Source organism: Nocardia sp. NPDC047038 (genome assembly GCF_040644075.1).
GTDB lineage: Bacteria > Actinomycetota > Actinomycetes > Mycobacteriales > Mycobacteriaceae > Nocardia > Nocardia sichangensis.
On sequence record NZ_JBEYVQ010000013.1, the window covers coordinates 105,593 to 121,537 of the forward strand.

The 15,945-nt window shown below is 70.1% G+C and carries 14 protein-coding genes; 7 read left to right on the top strand and 7 right to left on the bottom strand.

Annotation, left to right across the window (positions count from 1 at the left end; all coding sequences use genetic code 11):
• Positions 1 to 163 precede the first annotated feature (163 nt).
• Positions 164 to 1,759: a carboxylesterase/lipase family protein gene (locus ABZ824_RS30855; protein ID WP_356967315.1), complete on the top strand. Its 1,596-nt coding sequence runs from the start codon at positions 164 to 166 to the stop codon at positions 1,757 to 1,759.
• Between the two features lie 135 nt (positions 1,760 to 1,894).
• Here the strand turns inward: ABZ824_RS30855 and ABZ824_RS30860 are convergent, their stop codons facing one another.
• From ABZ824_RS30860 to rfbD, 3 genes are all read right to left on the bottom strand, one after another.
• A complete protein-coding gene (locus ABZ824_RS30860; protein WP_356967317.1) occupies positions 1,895 to 2,974 on the bottom strand; it encodes an NDP-sugar synthase in 1,080 nt (359 codons plus the stop codon).
• A gap of 44 nt (positions 2,975 to 3,018) precedes the next feature.
• Positions 3,019 to 3,915, bottom strand: coding sequence for a glycosyltransferase family 2 protein (locus ABZ824_RS30865; RefSeq protein WP_356967319.1), 897 nt, complete (start codon positions 3,913 to 3,915; stop codon positions 3,019 to 3,021).
• A gap of 419 nt (positions 3,916 to 4,334) precedes the next feature.
• Positions 4,335 to 5,180 carry a dTDP-4-dehydrorhamnose reductase gene (gene rfbD, locus ABZ824_RS30870; RefSeq protein WP_356967406.1) on the bottom strand — a complete coding sequence of 282 codons (846 nt, stop codon included), beginning with the start codon at positions 5,178 to 5,180 and terminating at the stop codon, positions 4,335 to 4,337.
• A gap of 294 nt (positions 5,181 to 5,474) precedes the next feature.
• Here rfbD and ABZ824_RS30875 point away from each other — a divergent pair, with 294 nt between their 5' ends.
• The 3 genes from ABZ824_RS30875 to ABZ824_RS30885 all read left to right on the top strand — a co-directional run bounded on the left by ABZ824_RS30875 (position 5,475) and on the right by ABZ824_RS30885 (position 9,033).
• Complete coding sequence (locus tag ABZ824_RS30875; protein ID WP_356967408.1) at positions 5,475 to 6,899, top strand: LCP family protein; 1,425 nt, start codon at positions 5,475 to 5,477, stop codon at positions 6,897 to 6,899.
• A gap of 3 nt (positions 6,900 to 6,902) precedes the next feature.
• A complete protein-coding gene (locus ABZ824_RS30880; protein ID WP_356967321.1) occupies positions 6,903 to 7,625 on the top strand; it encodes a TIGR03089 family protein in 723 nt (240 codons plus the stop codon).
• Between the two features lie 106 nt (positions 7,626 to 7,731).
• Entirely contained in the window at positions 7,732 to 9,033 is a 1,302-nt protein-coding gene (locus tag ABZ824_RS30885; protein ID WP_356967323.1) for a cytochrome P450, read from the top strand.
• Here the strand turns inward: ABZ824_RS30885 and ABZ824_RS30890 are convergent, their stop codons facing one another.
• Both ABZ824_RS30890 and ABZ824_RS30895 read right to left on the bottom strand, forming a co-directional pair.
• Positions 9,034 to 9,735, bottom strand: coding sequence for a response regulator (locus ABZ824_RS30890; RefSeq protein WP_355077172.1), 702 nt, complete (start codon positions 9,733 to 9,735; stop codon positions 9,034 to 9,036).
• Complete coding sequence (locus ABZ824_RS30895) at positions 9,732 to 11,303, bottom strand: ATP-binding protein (protein ID WP_356967325.1); 1,572 nt, start codon at positions 11,301 to 11,303, stop codon at positions 9,732 to 9,734. Before ABZ824_RS30895 ends, ABZ824_RS30890 begins: the two co-directional genes overlap by 4 nt.
• 122 nt (positions 11,304 to 11,425) lie before the next feature.
• On the opposite strand from ABZ824_RS30895, the gene ABZ824_RS30900 reads away from it, so the two are divergent.
• A complete protein-coding gene (locus ABZ824_RS30900; protein ID WP_356967327.1) occupies positions 11,426 to 12,784 on the top strand; it encodes a cation:dicarboxylase symporter family transporter in 1,359 nt (452 codons plus the stop codon).
• Positions 12,785 to 12,838: 54 nt separating this feature from the next.
• Here ABZ824_RS30900 and ABZ824_RS30905 read toward each other — a convergent pair whose 3' ends face one another.
• Positions 12,839 to 13,054 carry a DUF4287 domain-containing protein gene (locus ABZ824_RS30905; protein ID WP_355077166.1) on the bottom strand — a complete coding sequence of 72 codons (216 nt, stop codon included), beginning with the start codon at positions 13,052 to 13,054 and terminating at the stop codon, positions 12,839 to 12,841.
• Positions 13,055 to 13,183: 129 nt separating this feature from the next.
• Between ABZ824_RS30905 and ABZ824_RS30910 the strand changes: the two genes are divergently transcribed.
• On the top strand, positions 13,184 to 13,513 hold the full coding sequence (locus tag ABZ824_RS30910) for a hypothetical protein (protein WP_356967329.1): 330 nt from the start codon (positions 13,184 to 13,186) through the stop codon (positions 13,511 to 13,513).
• Entirely contained in the window at positions 13,506 to 14,975 is a 1,470-nt protein-coding gene (locus tag ABZ824_RS30915; RefSeq protein ID WP_356967331.1) for an NAD(P)/FAD-dependent oxidoreductase, read from the top strand. The genes ABZ824_RS30910 and ABZ824_RS30915 overlap by 8 nt, the downstream gene beginning before the upstream one ends.
• A gap of 23 nt (positions 14,976 to 14,998) precedes the next feature.
• Here the strand turns inward: ABZ824_RS30915 and ABZ824_RS30920 are convergent, their stop codons facing one another.
• A complete protein-coding gene (locus tag ABZ824_RS30920) occupies positions 14,999 to 15,925 on the bottom strand; it encodes a cation diffusion facilitator family transporter (RefSeq protein ID WP_356967334.1) in 927 nt (308 codons plus the stop codon).
• Positions 15,926 to 15,945 lie beyond the last annotated feature (20 nt).

Here is a 15,945-nt window from a genome sequence, read left to right on the forward strand (position 1 = left end):
GGCGGTGGGTGCCTGCGCTCGCGTGACCGATTCGACACCGCGGCGCCGGCCAGGGGCCTGAACAGCGGATGAATGGGAGTCGACGCGGCAATGTCACGGCATCGCGACGCTCTCGTACTGATCTTCGACGTACTCTCGAAAAAGAAGTATGAGGAGGTCTGCGATGCGCGCTCAGTTCTCCGAGGCGGTGCCCGGTCCCGGCGGTTCGGCCGAGCCCATCGCGCGAACGGCCTACGGCGACGTGCGTGGTGTGCGCGAAGGGCCGGTGTCGGTCTGGCGCAGCATCCCCTACGCGGCGGCTCCCACCGGTCCGGCCAGATTCGCTCCGCCACGGGCCCCGCAGCCTTGGGACGGGGTGCGCGACTGCACCGCTTTCGGGCAGATCGCGCCGCAGACGATGGGCACCATGGTTCCCGTCGACTCCGGCTTGACCATGGGCGAGGACTGTCTGTGGCTCAACGTGTGGTCACCGCGGCCGGAGACGGGCGATCCCACCCGTGGCCCCGACACCGAGCCGCGCCCGGTGCTGGTCTGGCTGCACGGCGGCGCGTACTGCCTGGGCACCGCCGCGCAGCAGATCTACGACGGGCGCAAGCTGGCCGCGGCCGGTGACGTCGTGGTCGTCGGGGTCAACTATCGGCTCGGTGCGCTCGGCTTCCTCGACCTGTCCTCGCTCGGCGACGACTTCGCGCCGAACCTCGGCCTGCGCGACCAGATCGCCGCACTGGAGTGGGTACGCGACAATATCGCCGCGTTCGGCGGCGATCCCGGCAACGTCACGCTCTTCGGCGAGTCCTCCGGCGCGGGTTGCGTCACCGCGCTGCTGACCGCCCCCCGCGCCGCCGGGCTGTTCCACCGGGCGATCGCGCAGAGCCCGCCCGCTACGACGGTGTTCGGGCAGGAACGGGCCGCGACGGTGGCGCAGCGGTTCCTCGAGCTGATCGAGCTGCCCGCGACCAGGGCCGAAGAGCTGCTGGACTGCCCGATCGAGCGGATCGTGGCGGCGGCGGGGGTCCTGCTCGACGAGATACCGCTGAAGGAGCCGGGCCGGCTTGCGGCCGCGCCCGTGGTCGACGGCGATCTGCTGCCGACCTACCCGATCGACCGGTTCCAGCGCGGACAGTCGCACCGGGTGCCGTTGATCATCGGCACCAACAAGGACGAGGCGTCGCTGTTCCGGCTGCTGCGCTCGCCGATCATGCCGGTGACGCCGGACGCGGTGAACGCGATGCTGCGCGACGTCGCGGCGAGCCACCCGGAGATGTCCGCGGAGCGCATCGCCGAGATCACCTCGGCCTACCCGGACCTGAACAAGGCGCGCGGGGCGCTGGCGATGTCCACCGACGCGGCGTTCCGGATGCCTGCGCACTGGGTGGCCGACGGTCACGCCGAGCACTCGCCCACCTGGATGTACCGCTTCGACTACGCGACCCCGATGCTGAGGGCCGCCCGCGTCGGCGCCGGTCACGCCACCGAATTGCCTTACGTCTTCGGCAATTTCGGGACGCTGAACCTCGATCCGACCTTCTGGCTCGGCGGCCGCAAAGCGGCCATGGAGGTCTCCGGGCGCGTGATGCGCCGCTGGCTGGCCTTCGCCGCGCACGGCGTCCCCGCCGCGCTCGACGGCTCCAAACACTGGCGGCCGTATCGCCTGGGCGACCGCGCCACACTGCTCATCGACGGCGTCGATCGCGTGGTCGACGACCCAGACCGCGACCTGCACACCGCCTGGGGACAGCAAGCCGTCGGGTTCTCCTAGCAGAGGTTCTTCGCGCAGCACGCGAATTCGGGTCGTCCGCGCCGTCGGCAGGCACCGGAAGTGGCGGCAACACCAGCCCGATCGCGCCGCCGCCGGATGCCTGGTCGATCGCGGCACCCGGCGAGCGTGAGCGCCTCAGACGTCGGTGGAGAAGCGGATGCCGCCGTCGGGAATCTCCACGCCGGGCCAGACGCGAGCGCCGCGCAGCAGTTCGCAGCGGGCGCCGATGTTCGCGCCGTCTCCGATGACGCCGTCGCGGACCAGCGCGCGGGGGCCGATGCGCGCCCCGAAGCCGATGATGGTGCGCTCCACCGTCGCGCCCGCCTCGATCACCGCGCCGTCGAAGACGACCGCGCCGTCCAGGCGCGCGCCCGCGCCGATCTCGGCGCCGCGGCCGACGACCGTGCCGCCGATGAGCACCGCACCCGGAGCGACACCCGCGCCGGGATGCACCAGCGATTCACCGCGCTGCCCCGGCAGGGCGGGGGAGGGCGCGATGCCGCGCACCAGATCGGCGGAACCACGCACGAAGTCCTCGGGCGTGCCCATGTCGCGCCAGTAGGAAGCGTCGACGTACCCCTGGACGCGGGCGCCCTCGGTCAACAGCGCAGGGAACACCTCGCGCTCCACCGACACCGGACGCCCCGCCGGGATCTTCTCGATGTACTCCCGGCGGAAGACGTAGCACCCGGCGTTGATCTGATCGGTCGGCGGATCCTGGGTCTTCTCCAGAAACGCGGTGACCCGGCCGTCCTCGTCGGTGGGCACGCAACCGAACGCGCGCGGGTCGCTGACGCGTACCAGGTGCAGCGTCACGTCGGCGCGAGTCGACTCGTGGGTGTCGAGCACCGCGCCGAGGTCGGTTCCGCCGAGCACGTCGCCGTTGAACACCATCACGTTGTCCGCGCGCAGCTTGGGCAGCACGTTGCGGATCGCGCCGCCGGTGCCGAGCGGCTCGGTCTCGGTGACGTACTCGATCTCCAAGCCCAGCTCGGAGCCGTCGCCGAAGTGTTCCTCGAACACTTCGGCCTTGAACGACGTGCCCAGCACCACGTGCGTGATCCCGGCCTCGGCGATACGGGCGAGCAGATGGGTCAGGAACGGGAGCCCGGCCGTCGGCAGCATCGGCTTGGGCGCCGAAAGGGTCAGCGGCCGCAGCCGCGTGCCCTGCCCGCCGACCAGGATCACCGCGTCGGTGCCTGTATTTCCTGCCATCAAGCTCCCCTGTTCACAAGGTCGTTTCTCGCCGCCGTCGCCGGTTACCCGGCGTCGCGCGCCTGCTGGCGCAGGGCAGATCGAACCGCAATCCGCGAGCGGACCGCAAGTCCGGCCCGCAGCGCCAACCGCAGCGGAGCCTGCCACCAGTGCGGATGCCGGTCGGCCTGGAACCGGTAGGCGCTGGCATGGTGGGCGGGCAGCATCACTTCGGGATGGCGGCCCGCTGCGTGACCTTTGGCATGGGTTACCTCGGCGTCCGGCACGAAAACGTTGTGCCAACCCGCCTTGCCCATCCGGTCGCCGAAGTCGACGTCCTCCATGTACATGAAGTAGCGCGAGTCGAAACCGTCGATCGAGTCGAACGCCGCGCGCCGCACCAGCAGGCACGACCCCGACAGCCAGCCGACGGCTCGCTCGGAGATCTCCTCGTTCTCCTGCCGGTACCTGCGGGTCCACGGGTTGGACTTCCACACCGTGCCCAGGATCGCGTGTCCGGCGCCGTCGAGCAGGCCGGGCACCCGGCGGGCCGACGGGTACACGCTGCCGTCCGGCTCCAGCACCAGCGGACCGAGCGCGCCCGCGCGCGGCCAGCGCTTGGCGGCGGCGAGCAGTTTGTCGATGGAATCGGTGCCCCAGCGGATATCCGGGTTGGCGATCACGATGAATTCGATCGCCGGATCGATCTCCGCGACCGCCCGGTTGATCGCGCCGCCGTAACCGATGTTGCCGCCGGTGCGCAGCAGCCGCACGTGCGAATTGGCTTCGGCGACCAGCTCCGGCACACCGTCGACCGACCCGTTGTCGGCGAGGATCACCTGAGGTTTCTCGGCGGTGGCCCCGGCTAGAGTGCTGATGAAGTGCTCTAGGTGCTCACCCGGCGAGTAGGTCACCGTGACGACGGCCAGGCCCGCGGGCGCGGCGGATTCGGAATCACTCACGACAGCCAACCTTAACGGGCGCAACCGCAAGCCGTCCGTCGATGGCTCGCGCTCGTCCGCAGCCGAGGTGGAGGATGCCGGAGAGGCGAGCGCGCGTCGTGTGTCGAGCCGGAGGCCTGCCCGGCCGGCGCAGCGGGACATCCGCGGGGCGATCCCCTGCGCGTGGCCGGAATGAAAGCGCAGACGCCTGACGGGCGCTGCGGGAGACGATCTGCGCATGACCGGGGTGCGAGAGTACGCCCGACGGGCGCAGCCGGACATCGTCGGTCGACAGCCTGCGCGTGGTCGGAGTGACAGCCTGCGCGTGGTCGGAGTGACAGCGGAGGTAGGCCCAACGCGCGCAGCTCGACCCGTCCGTCGATGGCTCGGCATGCCGCGAAGGCGGGGTACGCCTGGCGGACGGAGCCAGGTGTCGTCCATCAGCCCGCATGACCGGGAGGTACGCCTCGATCGGCCTGCCGCGCCAGCGCGTCTCCCAACGCGGTCCGCCAATCCCGCAGCGGCGTGAGCCCGGCGTCGTTCCAGGCCCGCGGCGAGAGCACCGAAAACGCCGGGCGGCGTGCGGGTCTGGGGAAGGCGGAGGAGTCGCACGGACGGACGCGCCCCGGATCGGCGCCGACACCGGCGAACACCGCTCGGGCGAGCTCGAATCGGCTGGCCCGCCCGGCGTTGGTGGCGTGCAGCACCCGCGGCGCGTCCGGCCTGCCCGCCAATTCCAGCAGCGCGGCGGCCAGGTCGGCGGCGTAGGTGGGCGAGCCGACCTCGTCGTCGACGACGTCGACCGTGTCGCGTTCGCGCTCCAGCCGCAGCATCGTGGCGACGAAATCGCCGCCGCGCCCGGTGTATACCCACGCGGTGCGCACCACGTGCGCGTCCGGGCAGCGGCTCAGCACCGCCTGTTCCCCGGCGAGCTTGGACGCCCCGTAGACCGACGTCGGTCCGGTCACATCGGTTGTGTCGTACGGCCGATCCTGGGTACCTGGGAAGACGTAATCGGTGGACAGATGGATCAGCCGGGCACCGAGGTCGGCGCAGACGTCGGCGAGCACGGCCGGTCCGGTGGCGTTGCCCGCGTACGCCGCCTCGGTTTCGGTTTCGGCCAGGTCGACGGCGGTATAGGCGGCGCAGTTCAGCACCACGTCGCCGGGCGTGAGCACCGCGCGCACGGCGGCGGGGTCGGTGATGTCGAGTTCGGCGCGCCCGTAGCCGCTGGCGGCCGGAGCGAGACGACGCAGTTCCCGGCCCACCTGCCCGTGCGCGCCCATGACGACGAGGCGAGCGGACGCGGTGGAGTCGGGCGCGGTGGGGTCGGTCACGGGCGCAAGTCTGGCACGCCGCCACGTCCTCGGTTGCGGCCGTTCGCGCCCGCCGTTCGATAGCCTTGTGCTATCGGGGGATCCCGAAACCGGGCGGGGCGAGCGGTAACCATGGTGGCGGATCGGTTGCGCACGCGTCGCCAGGACACCGAGTTTCGGCGAGAGGATGCGGACTTGTCGCAGCGGAGGGGCACATCGGCGGCGTCGCGGGCGGCCGGGCCCGGCGACCGGGCCTTCGGGCCGCTGCGCTCGCTCGCCGTGGCCGCCGCCGTGATCGTGCTGGTGCTCACCGGTTTCGCCTGGCACAGCGTCGACGGGCTGGTGGCCGACATCGAGCGTCTCGGCGATCTGGGCCTCGGCGGCGGTCGCGACGGCGCGGTGGACATCCTGCTGGTCGGTGTGGACAGTCGTACCGACGCGCACGGCAACCCGCTGTCGGACGCCGAGCGCGCGATGCTGCACGCGGGCGACGAGGTCGGCACCAACACCGACACCATCGTGCTGCTGCGCGTGCCGAACGACGGACGCTCGGCCACCGCGATCTCGATCCCGCGCGATTCCTACGTCAGCATTCCCGGCCTCGGCATGGGCAAGATCAATTCCGCCTACGGCGCGACCAAGGCGGCACAGTTCCAGAAGCTCCTCGACCAGGGCGTCTCGAACGCCGACGCGGAGCGGCAGTCCACCCAGGCGGGCAGGCAGGCGCTGATCAAGACGGTGGCCGGGCTCACCGGTATCACCGTCGATCACTACGCCGAGGTGAGCCTGCTCGGCTTCGCGCTGCTCACCGACGCAGTCGGCGGCGTCGAGGTATGTCTGCGGAACCCGGTCGACGAGTGGATGTCCGGCGCCAAGTTCCCCGCCGGACGCCAGCGCCTGGACGGGCCGCGGGCGTTGAGTTTCGTGCGCCAACGGCACGATCTGCCGCGCGGCGACATCGACCGCATCGTGCGCCAGCAGGTGTTCATGGCACAGCTGGTGCAGCAATTGCTCAGCGCGAAGATGCTCGGCAACCCGGCCAAGCTCCAGCAACTCAGCGACGCGGTGGGCCGGACGATCGTGCTGGACGAGGACTGGGACGTGCTGGCGTTCCTGCAGCGGTTGAAGGATCTGTCCGGCGGGCAGGTGAAATTCGAGACCATTCCGGTCGCCGACCTCAACGGCGAGACCGGCAACGGTGAATCCGTGGTCAAGGTCGAGCCCAAGGCGGTCAAGTCCTACGTCGCCTCGCTGGTCGGCGGCGACCCGGCCCCGCGCAACGCCGAGCCCGGGTTCGATCCGGCGACCGTGACGGTCAGCGTCTACAACGCGGGCGGCATCGGCGGACTCGCGGCCGAGGTCGCGCAGGCCTTGAGCGCCAAGGGCTTCCGTCAAGGCACGGTGTCCAACTACAGCGGCGGCCACGTCACCGGCAGCCGCGTGCTCGCGGCGGACACCTCCAGTCCGAAGGCGCAGGCGGTCGCCAAGGCGCTCGGCGGGCTGACGGTGCTCGCCGATCCGGCTCTGTCCCCGGATTCGGTGAGTGTCGTGCTGGCGAGCGACTATTCTGGTCCGGGCTCGTCGGCGAGCCGGATGTTCGACCTGTCCGGAACGTCGACCGCGGCCACACCAGTCCCGCCCGCTCCACCGATCGACGCAGGCCAGAACGGACCGAAATGCGTGAACTGAACCATGCGTGACATCGACCAGGCACATACTCTCACCGAAGCGGTGCTCGATCCCATCCTCGCCCGCGAACCCGCGGGTCCGCGCGTCACCTACTACGACGACGCCACCGGCGCCCGCATCGAGCTGTCCGGCGCGACGCTGGCGAATTGGGCGGCCAAGACCGCCAACTTGATTCGCGACGAGTTCGGCCTGAGCCCGGGCGCGCGGGTCGCCGTCCTGCTCCCGGCGCACTGGCAGACCGCCGCGGTGCTGCTGGGCTGCTGGTGGGCGGGCACCGAGGTGGTCTTGCATCCGGACCGGGACGCCGATCTGGCCCTGGTCACTCCGGACCGCCTGGACGACGCCGACGGAGCGGGCGAGGTCGCGGCCCTGTCGCTGGACGCCATGGGCTCGCCGGTGCGCGACCTGCCGGTGGGCGTCACCGACTTCGCCACCTCGGTGCGCGTGCACGGCGACCAGTTCCTGCCCCGCGGCGCCGGCGTCGCGCTGGACGGCATGCCGGTCGCCGAGGTGCTCGCCGAGGCACGGAAATCGGCGATGCGCCAGGGCTTCGCCGAAGGCGACCGAGTGCTGTCGAGCACGCCGTGGGACACCCCGGCCGAACTGATCGACGGATATCTCGCGGTGCTGGCCGCGGGCGCTTCGCTGGTGCAGGTGGTCAACCCGGATCCCGCGCTGCGCGAGCGACGCGTCGCCTCGGAGCGGGTGACCGCGCAGCGCGGCTGAGCGGCTCCTACCACGGTATAAGCGCCGAATCCGACCTGAGGACGTTCCACAAGCGGGCCGGGTTCCGTACGGTGGACTCATCGGCGACGACGACGGGGTTGGACTTATGAAGCCACATTATTGGTTCCGCTGGTTGTCCGTGCAGGGCGCGCCTCGTCTCGTTCTGCGCCTGCAGGCGCGTCGCGGTGACCCGTTCGCCGAACTGATGGGCGGACCGGCCGGTTTCGACGACCCCTATCCGCTGATCGAACGTCTGCGCGGCGAGACGAGGCTGATGCGCACCTCGATCGCGTGGGCGACCTTCGACCACGAGCTGTGCCGCTCGATCCTGCGCGACAGCCGCTTCGGGGTGCGCACCACGGAGAGCTTCAACATTCCCAAGCCGCTGCAGAAGCTCGCCGAACGCTTCCCCTTGCCGCCGAATCCGGTCGAGCCGCCGTCGATGCTGGTCATCGATCCGCCGGAGCACACAGCCATGCGCAAACCGGTGGCCTCGGCCTTCACCCCGCGCGCGATCCGCAGGCTGCGCGACCGCGTCGAGTCGGTCACCGAGGAACTGCTGGACGATCTGCCCGCGCACGGTTCGGCGGACCTGATCCGCTCGTTCGCCGCCCAGGTGCCGATCGCGATCATCTCGGAGATGCTCGGTTTCCCGGACGAGGACAAGGCGCTGTTCCTGGACTGGGGCGATCAGATGACGCCCCTGCTGGACGTCGGCATCCCCTGGCACGCGCACCGGAAAGCGATGCGGGCCATGGAGGTGATGAACGACTACCTCGGCCAGCACATCGAACGGTTGCGTCGCGCGCCGGGCGAGGACATCCTCAGCAGCCTGGTCGCCGCGGGCGAACTGGACTCCTACGCGCTCAAGGCCACCGCGAGCCTGCTCATGGGCGCCGGTTTCGAGACGACGGTCAACCTGATCGGCAACGGTGTCGCGCAGTTGCTGGCCCATCCGGATCAGCTGGAGCGGCTGCGCCAGGAGCCGGAGCTGTGGCCGAACGCCGTCGAGGAGATCCTGCGTTTCGACTCCCCGGTGCAGACCACCGCGCGGACCGCGCTGACCGACGTCGAGATCGACGGCGTCCGGGTGCGCGAGGGCAACACAGTGGTGCTGTCGCTGGCGGGCGCCAACCGCGACCCCGCGGTCTTCGCCGATCCCGGGCGTTTCGACGTCGGGCGCGACAACGCCAAGGACCACCTGTCGTTCAGCAGCGGCGTACACGTCTGCCTGGGCGCGAGTTTGGCCAGGATGGAAGGCGTCTACGCCCTGCAAGCCCTGTTCGAGCGGTTCCCCGACCTGCGGCTGGACGGTCCGCTGCGGCGGCGCGCGCTGTTCACCCTGCACGGGTACGAGCGCATGCCGGTGCACCTCGGCCAGCGCGCGCAGGCCCCGGAGCCGGTCTGATCAGCCCGTGGTCTTCCAGACGTAGCGGGTCTTCGGGCGCCCGGCCCGGCCGTAGTCGGAGCGGCGGACGACCAACCCGTCGTCGGCCAGCTTCTCCAGATAACGCCATGCGGTGATGCGCGAGACGCCGATCGAGGTCGCGGTGTCCGCGGCCGTCACACCCTCGGCCTCGGCCGCGCGCACGGTGCGGGAGATCTCGTCGAGGGTCTGCGGCGCGACGCCCTTGGGGGTCGTCGCGCGCTGGTCGGTGGTGCGCAGGGCGCTCAACGCCCGGTCGATGTCGTGCTGGGAGATGGCGCTCTCCCCGGCAGGGAGCGCGGTGCGGAACTCGCGATAGCGGTCCAGTTTGTCGCGAAACGCGGCGAAGGTGAACGGCTTCAGCAGATACAGCACGACGCCGTGCGACACCGCGGTGCGCACCATGGCGAGGTCCCGCGCGGACGTGATGGCGATGACGTCCGGGCGCGGCGCCAGGCCGGTCAGTGCGGCGGCGACGTCGAGGCCGCTGGCGTCCGGAAGACCGATGTCCATCAACACCAAATCGATCGGCGTGCCCTCGGCCGCGGCGTCGGCCGCCGCGCGCATCGCCTCGCGTCCGGTGTGGGCGATGCCGACGGGTGTGAATCCGGCGATGCGCTCCACGTAGGCGCGGTGTGCTTCGGCGATCAGCGGCTCGTCCTCGACGATCAGCACGCGGATCATCGTGCCTCCTTTCGTGGGATCGTCACGGTGACCGCGCTTTCGGGATCCCGTTCGGTATGGATGCTTCCCCCGTGACGGGCCACCAGCCGGTGGACCAGCGCGAGACCGAGCCCGTGGTGGTCGGCTTTGGTCGAATAACCGCGCTGGGACGCGCGGGCGAACGTCTCCGCCGACATACCGGGGCCGCTGTCGGCGACCCGGATGTAGAGCGTGGACTCGTCCGGGGCGTCCGCCCATTGGTGGCGCAGCGTGACCTCCACCCAGCCGGAGGTGCTGTCCGCCGCCGCATCGATCGCGTTGTCGACGAGATTGCCCACCAGCGTGACGGTTTCGTGCGGGGACAGCGGGTCCACCGAGTCGAGCGCGGTGTCGTCGGTGATCGTCAGCTCGATGCCGCGTTCGGCGGCCTGGTTCACCTTGCCGAGCAGCAGAGCGGCCAGGGCAGGCGCGCCCACCGCGGCGAACAACCGATCGATCAGCGACTGGGACAGCTCCAGTTCCGCCGTGGCGAACTCGACGGCCTCGCGGTGGCGGCCCAGTTCGACCATGGTGACCACAGTGTGCAACCGGTTGGCCGACTCGTGCGCCTGCGCCTGCAACGACGCCGCGAAGCTGCGCACGGAATCGAGTTCGCCCATCACCGCCTGCAACTCGGTGTGGTCGCGGATGGTCATCACCGTGCCGATCGCCCGGCCTTCCCACTCCACGGTGTCCTGGTTGACCAGCAGGATCCGGTCGGTGGTCACGTGCATCTCGTCGCGGACGGTGCCCCAGCTCATCCGTTGCAGCGACAGCGGGAGGTCGCTGCGCCGCACGTCGCCCGCGGGCAGGTCGAGCAGGCGGCGCGCCTCGTCGTTGACCACCTCGGCATCCTCGCCGGACGCGCCGAACACCACCAGGCCCTCGTGCACCGAATGCAGGACGGCGTCGTGGTGCTCGTACATCGCGCGCAACTCGTCCGGCGCCAGGCCGTGGGTCTGCCTGCGCAGCCTGCGGCTCAGCAGGAACGATCCGCCCGCGGCCAGCGCCAGCCCGGCCGCGGCGACGCCGAGGATCAGCGGGAACTGAGTGGCGACCTGGTCGCCGATCTTCGCGCGGGTCACGCCCGCGGAGACCAGAGCGACGATCCGCCCGTGGTCGTGGACCGGAGTCACCGCCCGGATGGAGGGGCCGAGCGTGCCGGTGAAGGTCTCGGTGAACGTCTCGCCCGCCAGCGCGCGATCGATGGTGCCGCTGAACGGCAGTCCGATCATCGCGGGGTTGGTGTGCGTGTAGCGGGTCCGATCCAGCGCCATGACCACGATGAAATCCATGCCGGTCTCGCGCCGGATCTCCTCGGTCACCGGCTGCAACAACGCCGTCGGATCCGCGCTGTGCAGCGCGTCGATGGTCGAGGGCGCATCGGCCACGCTCACCGCGACGTCGGTGACCTCCCTGGTGGTGGTGACGTCGCTGTCGTGCCTGGCGTCCAGGACCGCGAGCACCACGCCGATCCCGATCATCACCGCCAACACGACCAACTGGAAGACGAACGCCTGCCCGGCGAGGGAGAGCCGACCGCGTCTCACAAGCTCTGCCTCCGCTGAACGTAATGCACCAAACAGTGACCGGGATCACCCGGCCGACCATCATTCTGCCTGGAAGGCGTGAGCCACTTCGCGTCGGTACCTTTCGAAGGGAAATCCTCGCTATGAGCGACACGACTCGAACGCGGCGCGACCGCACCCATTGGCTCTATCTGTCCGTCATCGTGGCGGTGGTCGCGGGCGTCCTCGTCGGCTGGCTGGCGCCGGGCGCCGCGCAGTCGTTCGCCCCGCTGGGAACCATTTTCGTCAATCTCATCAAGATGATGATCGCTCCCGTCATCTTCTGCACCATCGTCCTCGGGATCGGCTCGGTGCGCGCGGCGGCCACCGTCGGCAAGGTCGGCGGACTGGCCATCGGCTACTTCCTGGTCATGTCGACCATCGCGCTCGGCATCGGTCTGGTCGTCGGCAACCTGCTGCAACCCGGCGCGGGACTGAACATCGCCACTTCGGCCAAAGCCGGTCACAACCTCGCCGATACCGCGCACAGCGCGGGTGGTACCTGGGAATTCGTCCAGAACATCGTGCCGTCCACGCTGCTGTCCTCGCTCACCACCGGCAACGTGCTGCAGGCGCTGTTCGTCGCGCTGCTGGTCGGATTCGCGGTGCAGGCCATGGGCACGACGGGCGAGCCGATCCTGCGCGGCGTGGCGCTGCTGCAGAAACTCGTGTTCCGCATCCTGGTGATGATCCTGTGGCTGGCGCCGATCGGCGCGTTCGGCGCGATCGCCAACGTGGTCGGCAAGACCGGCTTGGACGCCGTGGCGAAGCTGGGCACGCTGATGCTCGCGTTCTACCTCACCTGCGTGGTCTTCGTCTTCGGCGTGCTCGGTCTGCTGCTGTGGAGCGTGTCGCGGGTGTCGATCTTCAAGCTGGTCCGCTACCTCGCGCGGGAGTACCTGCTGATCGTCGCGACCTCGTCGTCGGAATCGGCGCTGCCACGGCTGATCGCGAAGATGGACCACATGGGCGTCGAGCGCACCACCGTGGGCGTCGTTGTGCCCACCGGCTATTCGTTCAACCTGGACGGCACCGCCATCTACCTGACCATGGCATCGCTGTTCATCGCCGAGGCGATGGGCAAGCCGCTGTCCATCGGCGAGCAACTCGGGCTGCTGGTCTTCATGATCATCGCGTCCAAGGGCGCGGCGGGCGTCACCGGCGCGGGGCTGGCCACGCTGGCGGGCGGATTGCAGAGTCATCGGCCCGAGTTGCTCGACGGTGTCGGCTTGATCGTCGGCATCGACCGCTTCATGTCCGAGGCGCGGGCGCTGACCAACTTCTCCGGCAACGCGGTCGCCACGGTGCTGATCGGCACCTGGACCAAGACCGTCGACGTGGACCGGGTGCGCGAAGTGCTCGATCGCAAGTTGCCGTTCGACGAGCGGACCATGGTCGACGACGACCACGGGACGCCCGCGCAGGCGCAGGAATCCGAGACCAAGGATCTGGTCCAGGCATAGCGCGCGCACGACGAAGGGTCCGCAGGATCTGCGGGCCCTTCGTCGCGTCCGGGATCAGGCCTCCCACTTCTCCGGGTGCAGATGGTGCTGGGTGAGGGCGTTGGCGTGGCCGTGCCCGAAACCGTGCTCGGTTTTCAGCCACTCGACGAGTTCCTTGTGTGCGGCCAAGCCGGTCTCGCGCATGGCGGCCTTCCACTCTTCGATGGTGCGGCCGTACTTGGCCTCGATGGAGGGGAAGTAGGAAGCGGGGCCGTGCGGCTTGGTCGCCATGGTCGATCTCCTTGCTCGTCGTGCGTTCGATGGTGCAGACGGGGCGGCCGCCGGAAAATCATCGCACCGGCCCGTCATGCCGCCGCGGACTCGCCGCTGCGGGTCGCGCGGGCCTACTCGGACTTCGCGGTGGCGAATCCGTCGCTCTACGACGCGATGTTCCTGATGAACACAGCCCTCACCTTCGGCCTGGAGGCGCCGCTGCCGCTGCGGGCGGCCTTCGGCGAGCTGGAAGCCATGGTCGGGCCCTTCGTCGATGCTCCCGACCTCGGCGCCCGCACGGAGGTCGCCTGGACTGCACGGTTTGGCCACGTTGGGCCGGGGTGGACGGCCGCGGCCGGAACTGCGCGATCGACGCCTGACCTTGCTGGTGGCGGAACGGCTCGCCGCCGTGGGCGCGGCGCGGGCCTGGCGTCCGTGTCGGCATGCCCGTCGCCGGTAGCGTGGGGGTATGGCTGATGTGGTGGTGGTCGGCTCCGGACCGAACGGCCTCGCCGCCGCGGTGATCCTGGCTCGGGCGGGGCTCGCCGTGGAGGTGTACGAGGCCGAGGCGACGGCCGGAGGTGGGTCCCGTACGGCGGAACTCACTTTGCCCGGCTACCGGCACGATCTGTGCGCGGGCGCGCATCCGATGGCGGCGGCCGCGCCGCTGTTCCGCGCGTTCGACCTGACCGCGCACGGTGTCGAGTTGCTCGCACCGGAGGTCTCCTACGCGCATCCGCTCGACGGCGGTGTGGCCGGACTAGCCTGGCGAGATCTGGATCGGACCGTCGACGACCTCGGTGCCGACGGCCCGGCGTGGCGCAAACTGTTCGCTCCGCTGGTGCGGCACTGGCCGGACGTGGTCGACATCGCGATGTCGGATCTGCGCCGCATCCCATCCGGGCTCGCGACCTCGATCCGTTTCGGCCTGCGCACCCTGGAGCAGGGCTCGCCGCTGTGGGACATCAGGTTTCGCGACCAGGTCGCGCCCGCCCTGCTGACCGGCATCGCCACCCACGCGATCATTCCCCCGCGCGCCGTCACCGCCGCGGGAGCGGCGCTGTTGCTCGGCACGCTGGCCCACGTCGAAGGCTGGGTGATTCCGCGCGGCGGCAGTCAGGCGATTCCCGACGCCCTCATCGCCGAACTCGAACGTCTCGGCGGACGGGTGCACACCGGCCACCGGGTCGACTCGATCGACGAGTTCGCCGGCGCCCGCGCCGTTCTGCTCGACCTCGCCCCGGCCGAACTACTGCGTATCGCCGGGCATCGGTTGCCCGCGCGGTACGCGAAGCGCCTGCGTCGTTTCCGGTACGGCGGCGCGGCGTGCAAAATCGACTTCGCCCTTTCCGGGCCGGTGCCGTGGCGAGCCGAGGGCTGCGCGCTGGCCGGGACGGTGCACGTGATCGGCACCCGCGCCGAGGCCATGGCCGCCGAGCACGCCGTGGCCATGGGACGACACGCCGACCGGCCCTACGTGCTGTCCATCCAGCCGGGCGTGGTCGATCCCACTCGCGCGCCCGAGGGCGGCCACACGTTCTACACCTACGCACACGTGCCCAACGGCTCCACCCGCGATGTCAGCGAGGAAGTGATCGGCCAGGTCGAGCGGTTCGCGCCGGGTTTCCGCGATCTGATCGTCGCCGAGAACGTGATCACCGCCACCGAAATGCCCGCGCACAACGCCAACTACATCGGCGGCGACATCTCGGCGGGCGCGATGACCCTGCGCCAGTTCGCCTTCCGCCCGGCTCCGCGCTGGAACCCATACGCCACACCGATTCCCGGTGTCTATCTCTGCTCGTCCGCGACGCCACCGGGCCCCGGGGTACACGGTATGTGCGGGCTGCACGCCGCGCGCCACGCCCTGCGCGACCGCTTCGACATCCGCACCGATCCGCTCGACCTCTTACGCACCCCGGCTTTCCAGCATCGCTGAGGACTGCCCCGGTCGCCGAGTCGCTAACTCGTGGCGGGCTCGGTGCGGTAGAGATCGGGTTCGAGATAGATGACGCGCGCCGCGGGTACCGCCGCGCGGACGCGGGACTCGGCCTCATCAATGGCACCGGCGATCGCCGCGATGTCGAGTCCGGGAACGACGCCGACCTTCGCGGCCACGAGCAGTTCCTCCGGGCCGAGATATTGCGTCTTGAGGTGGATCACCCGGTCGATGCGGGTCCGGTCGACCAGGTTCGCGCGGATCAGCCGGTTCTCCTGCGGCGTGGCGCCCTCGCCGATCAGCAGGCTCTGCATCTCCACGATCAGCACGATCGCGATGACGCCGAGCAGCCCGCCGATGGCCAGCGTGCCGACGCCGTCCCAGACCGGGTCGTCGGTGAGCATGGTCAGGCCGACGCCCGCGAACGCGAAGACCAAGCCGATCAGCGCGCCGGTGTCCTCCAGCAGCACCACCGGCAGCTCGGGGCTGCGCGAATTGCGGATGAACCGCCACCAGCTCGCGTCACCCTTGAGCGGCGCGGACTCGCGCACCGCGGTGGTGAAGCTGTATGACTCCAACGCGATCGCGATCACCAGGATGATCACCGCCACGATCGGCGAACTCAGCTCCTCCGGATGCTGGATCTTGTGGATGCCCTCGTAGATGGCGTAGCCGGACCCGAGGGTGAACAGCACCAGCGCCACGATGAACGAATAGAAGTAGCGGTTGCGCGCGTAGCCGAAGGGGTGCAGCTCGTCGGCTTCCTTCGCGGCGCGCTGCTGGCCGAGCAGCAGCAGTGCCTGGTTGCCCGTGTCGGCCACGGAGTGCACGGCCTCGGCGAGCATCGATCCCGAGCCCGTGATCGCCGCACCGACGAACTTCGCCGCGGCGATCCCCGCGTTCGCGGACAACGCCGCGATGATCGCCTTCTTGCCACCGCCAGCCGACATGGAAGCATGTCCTCTCTGTT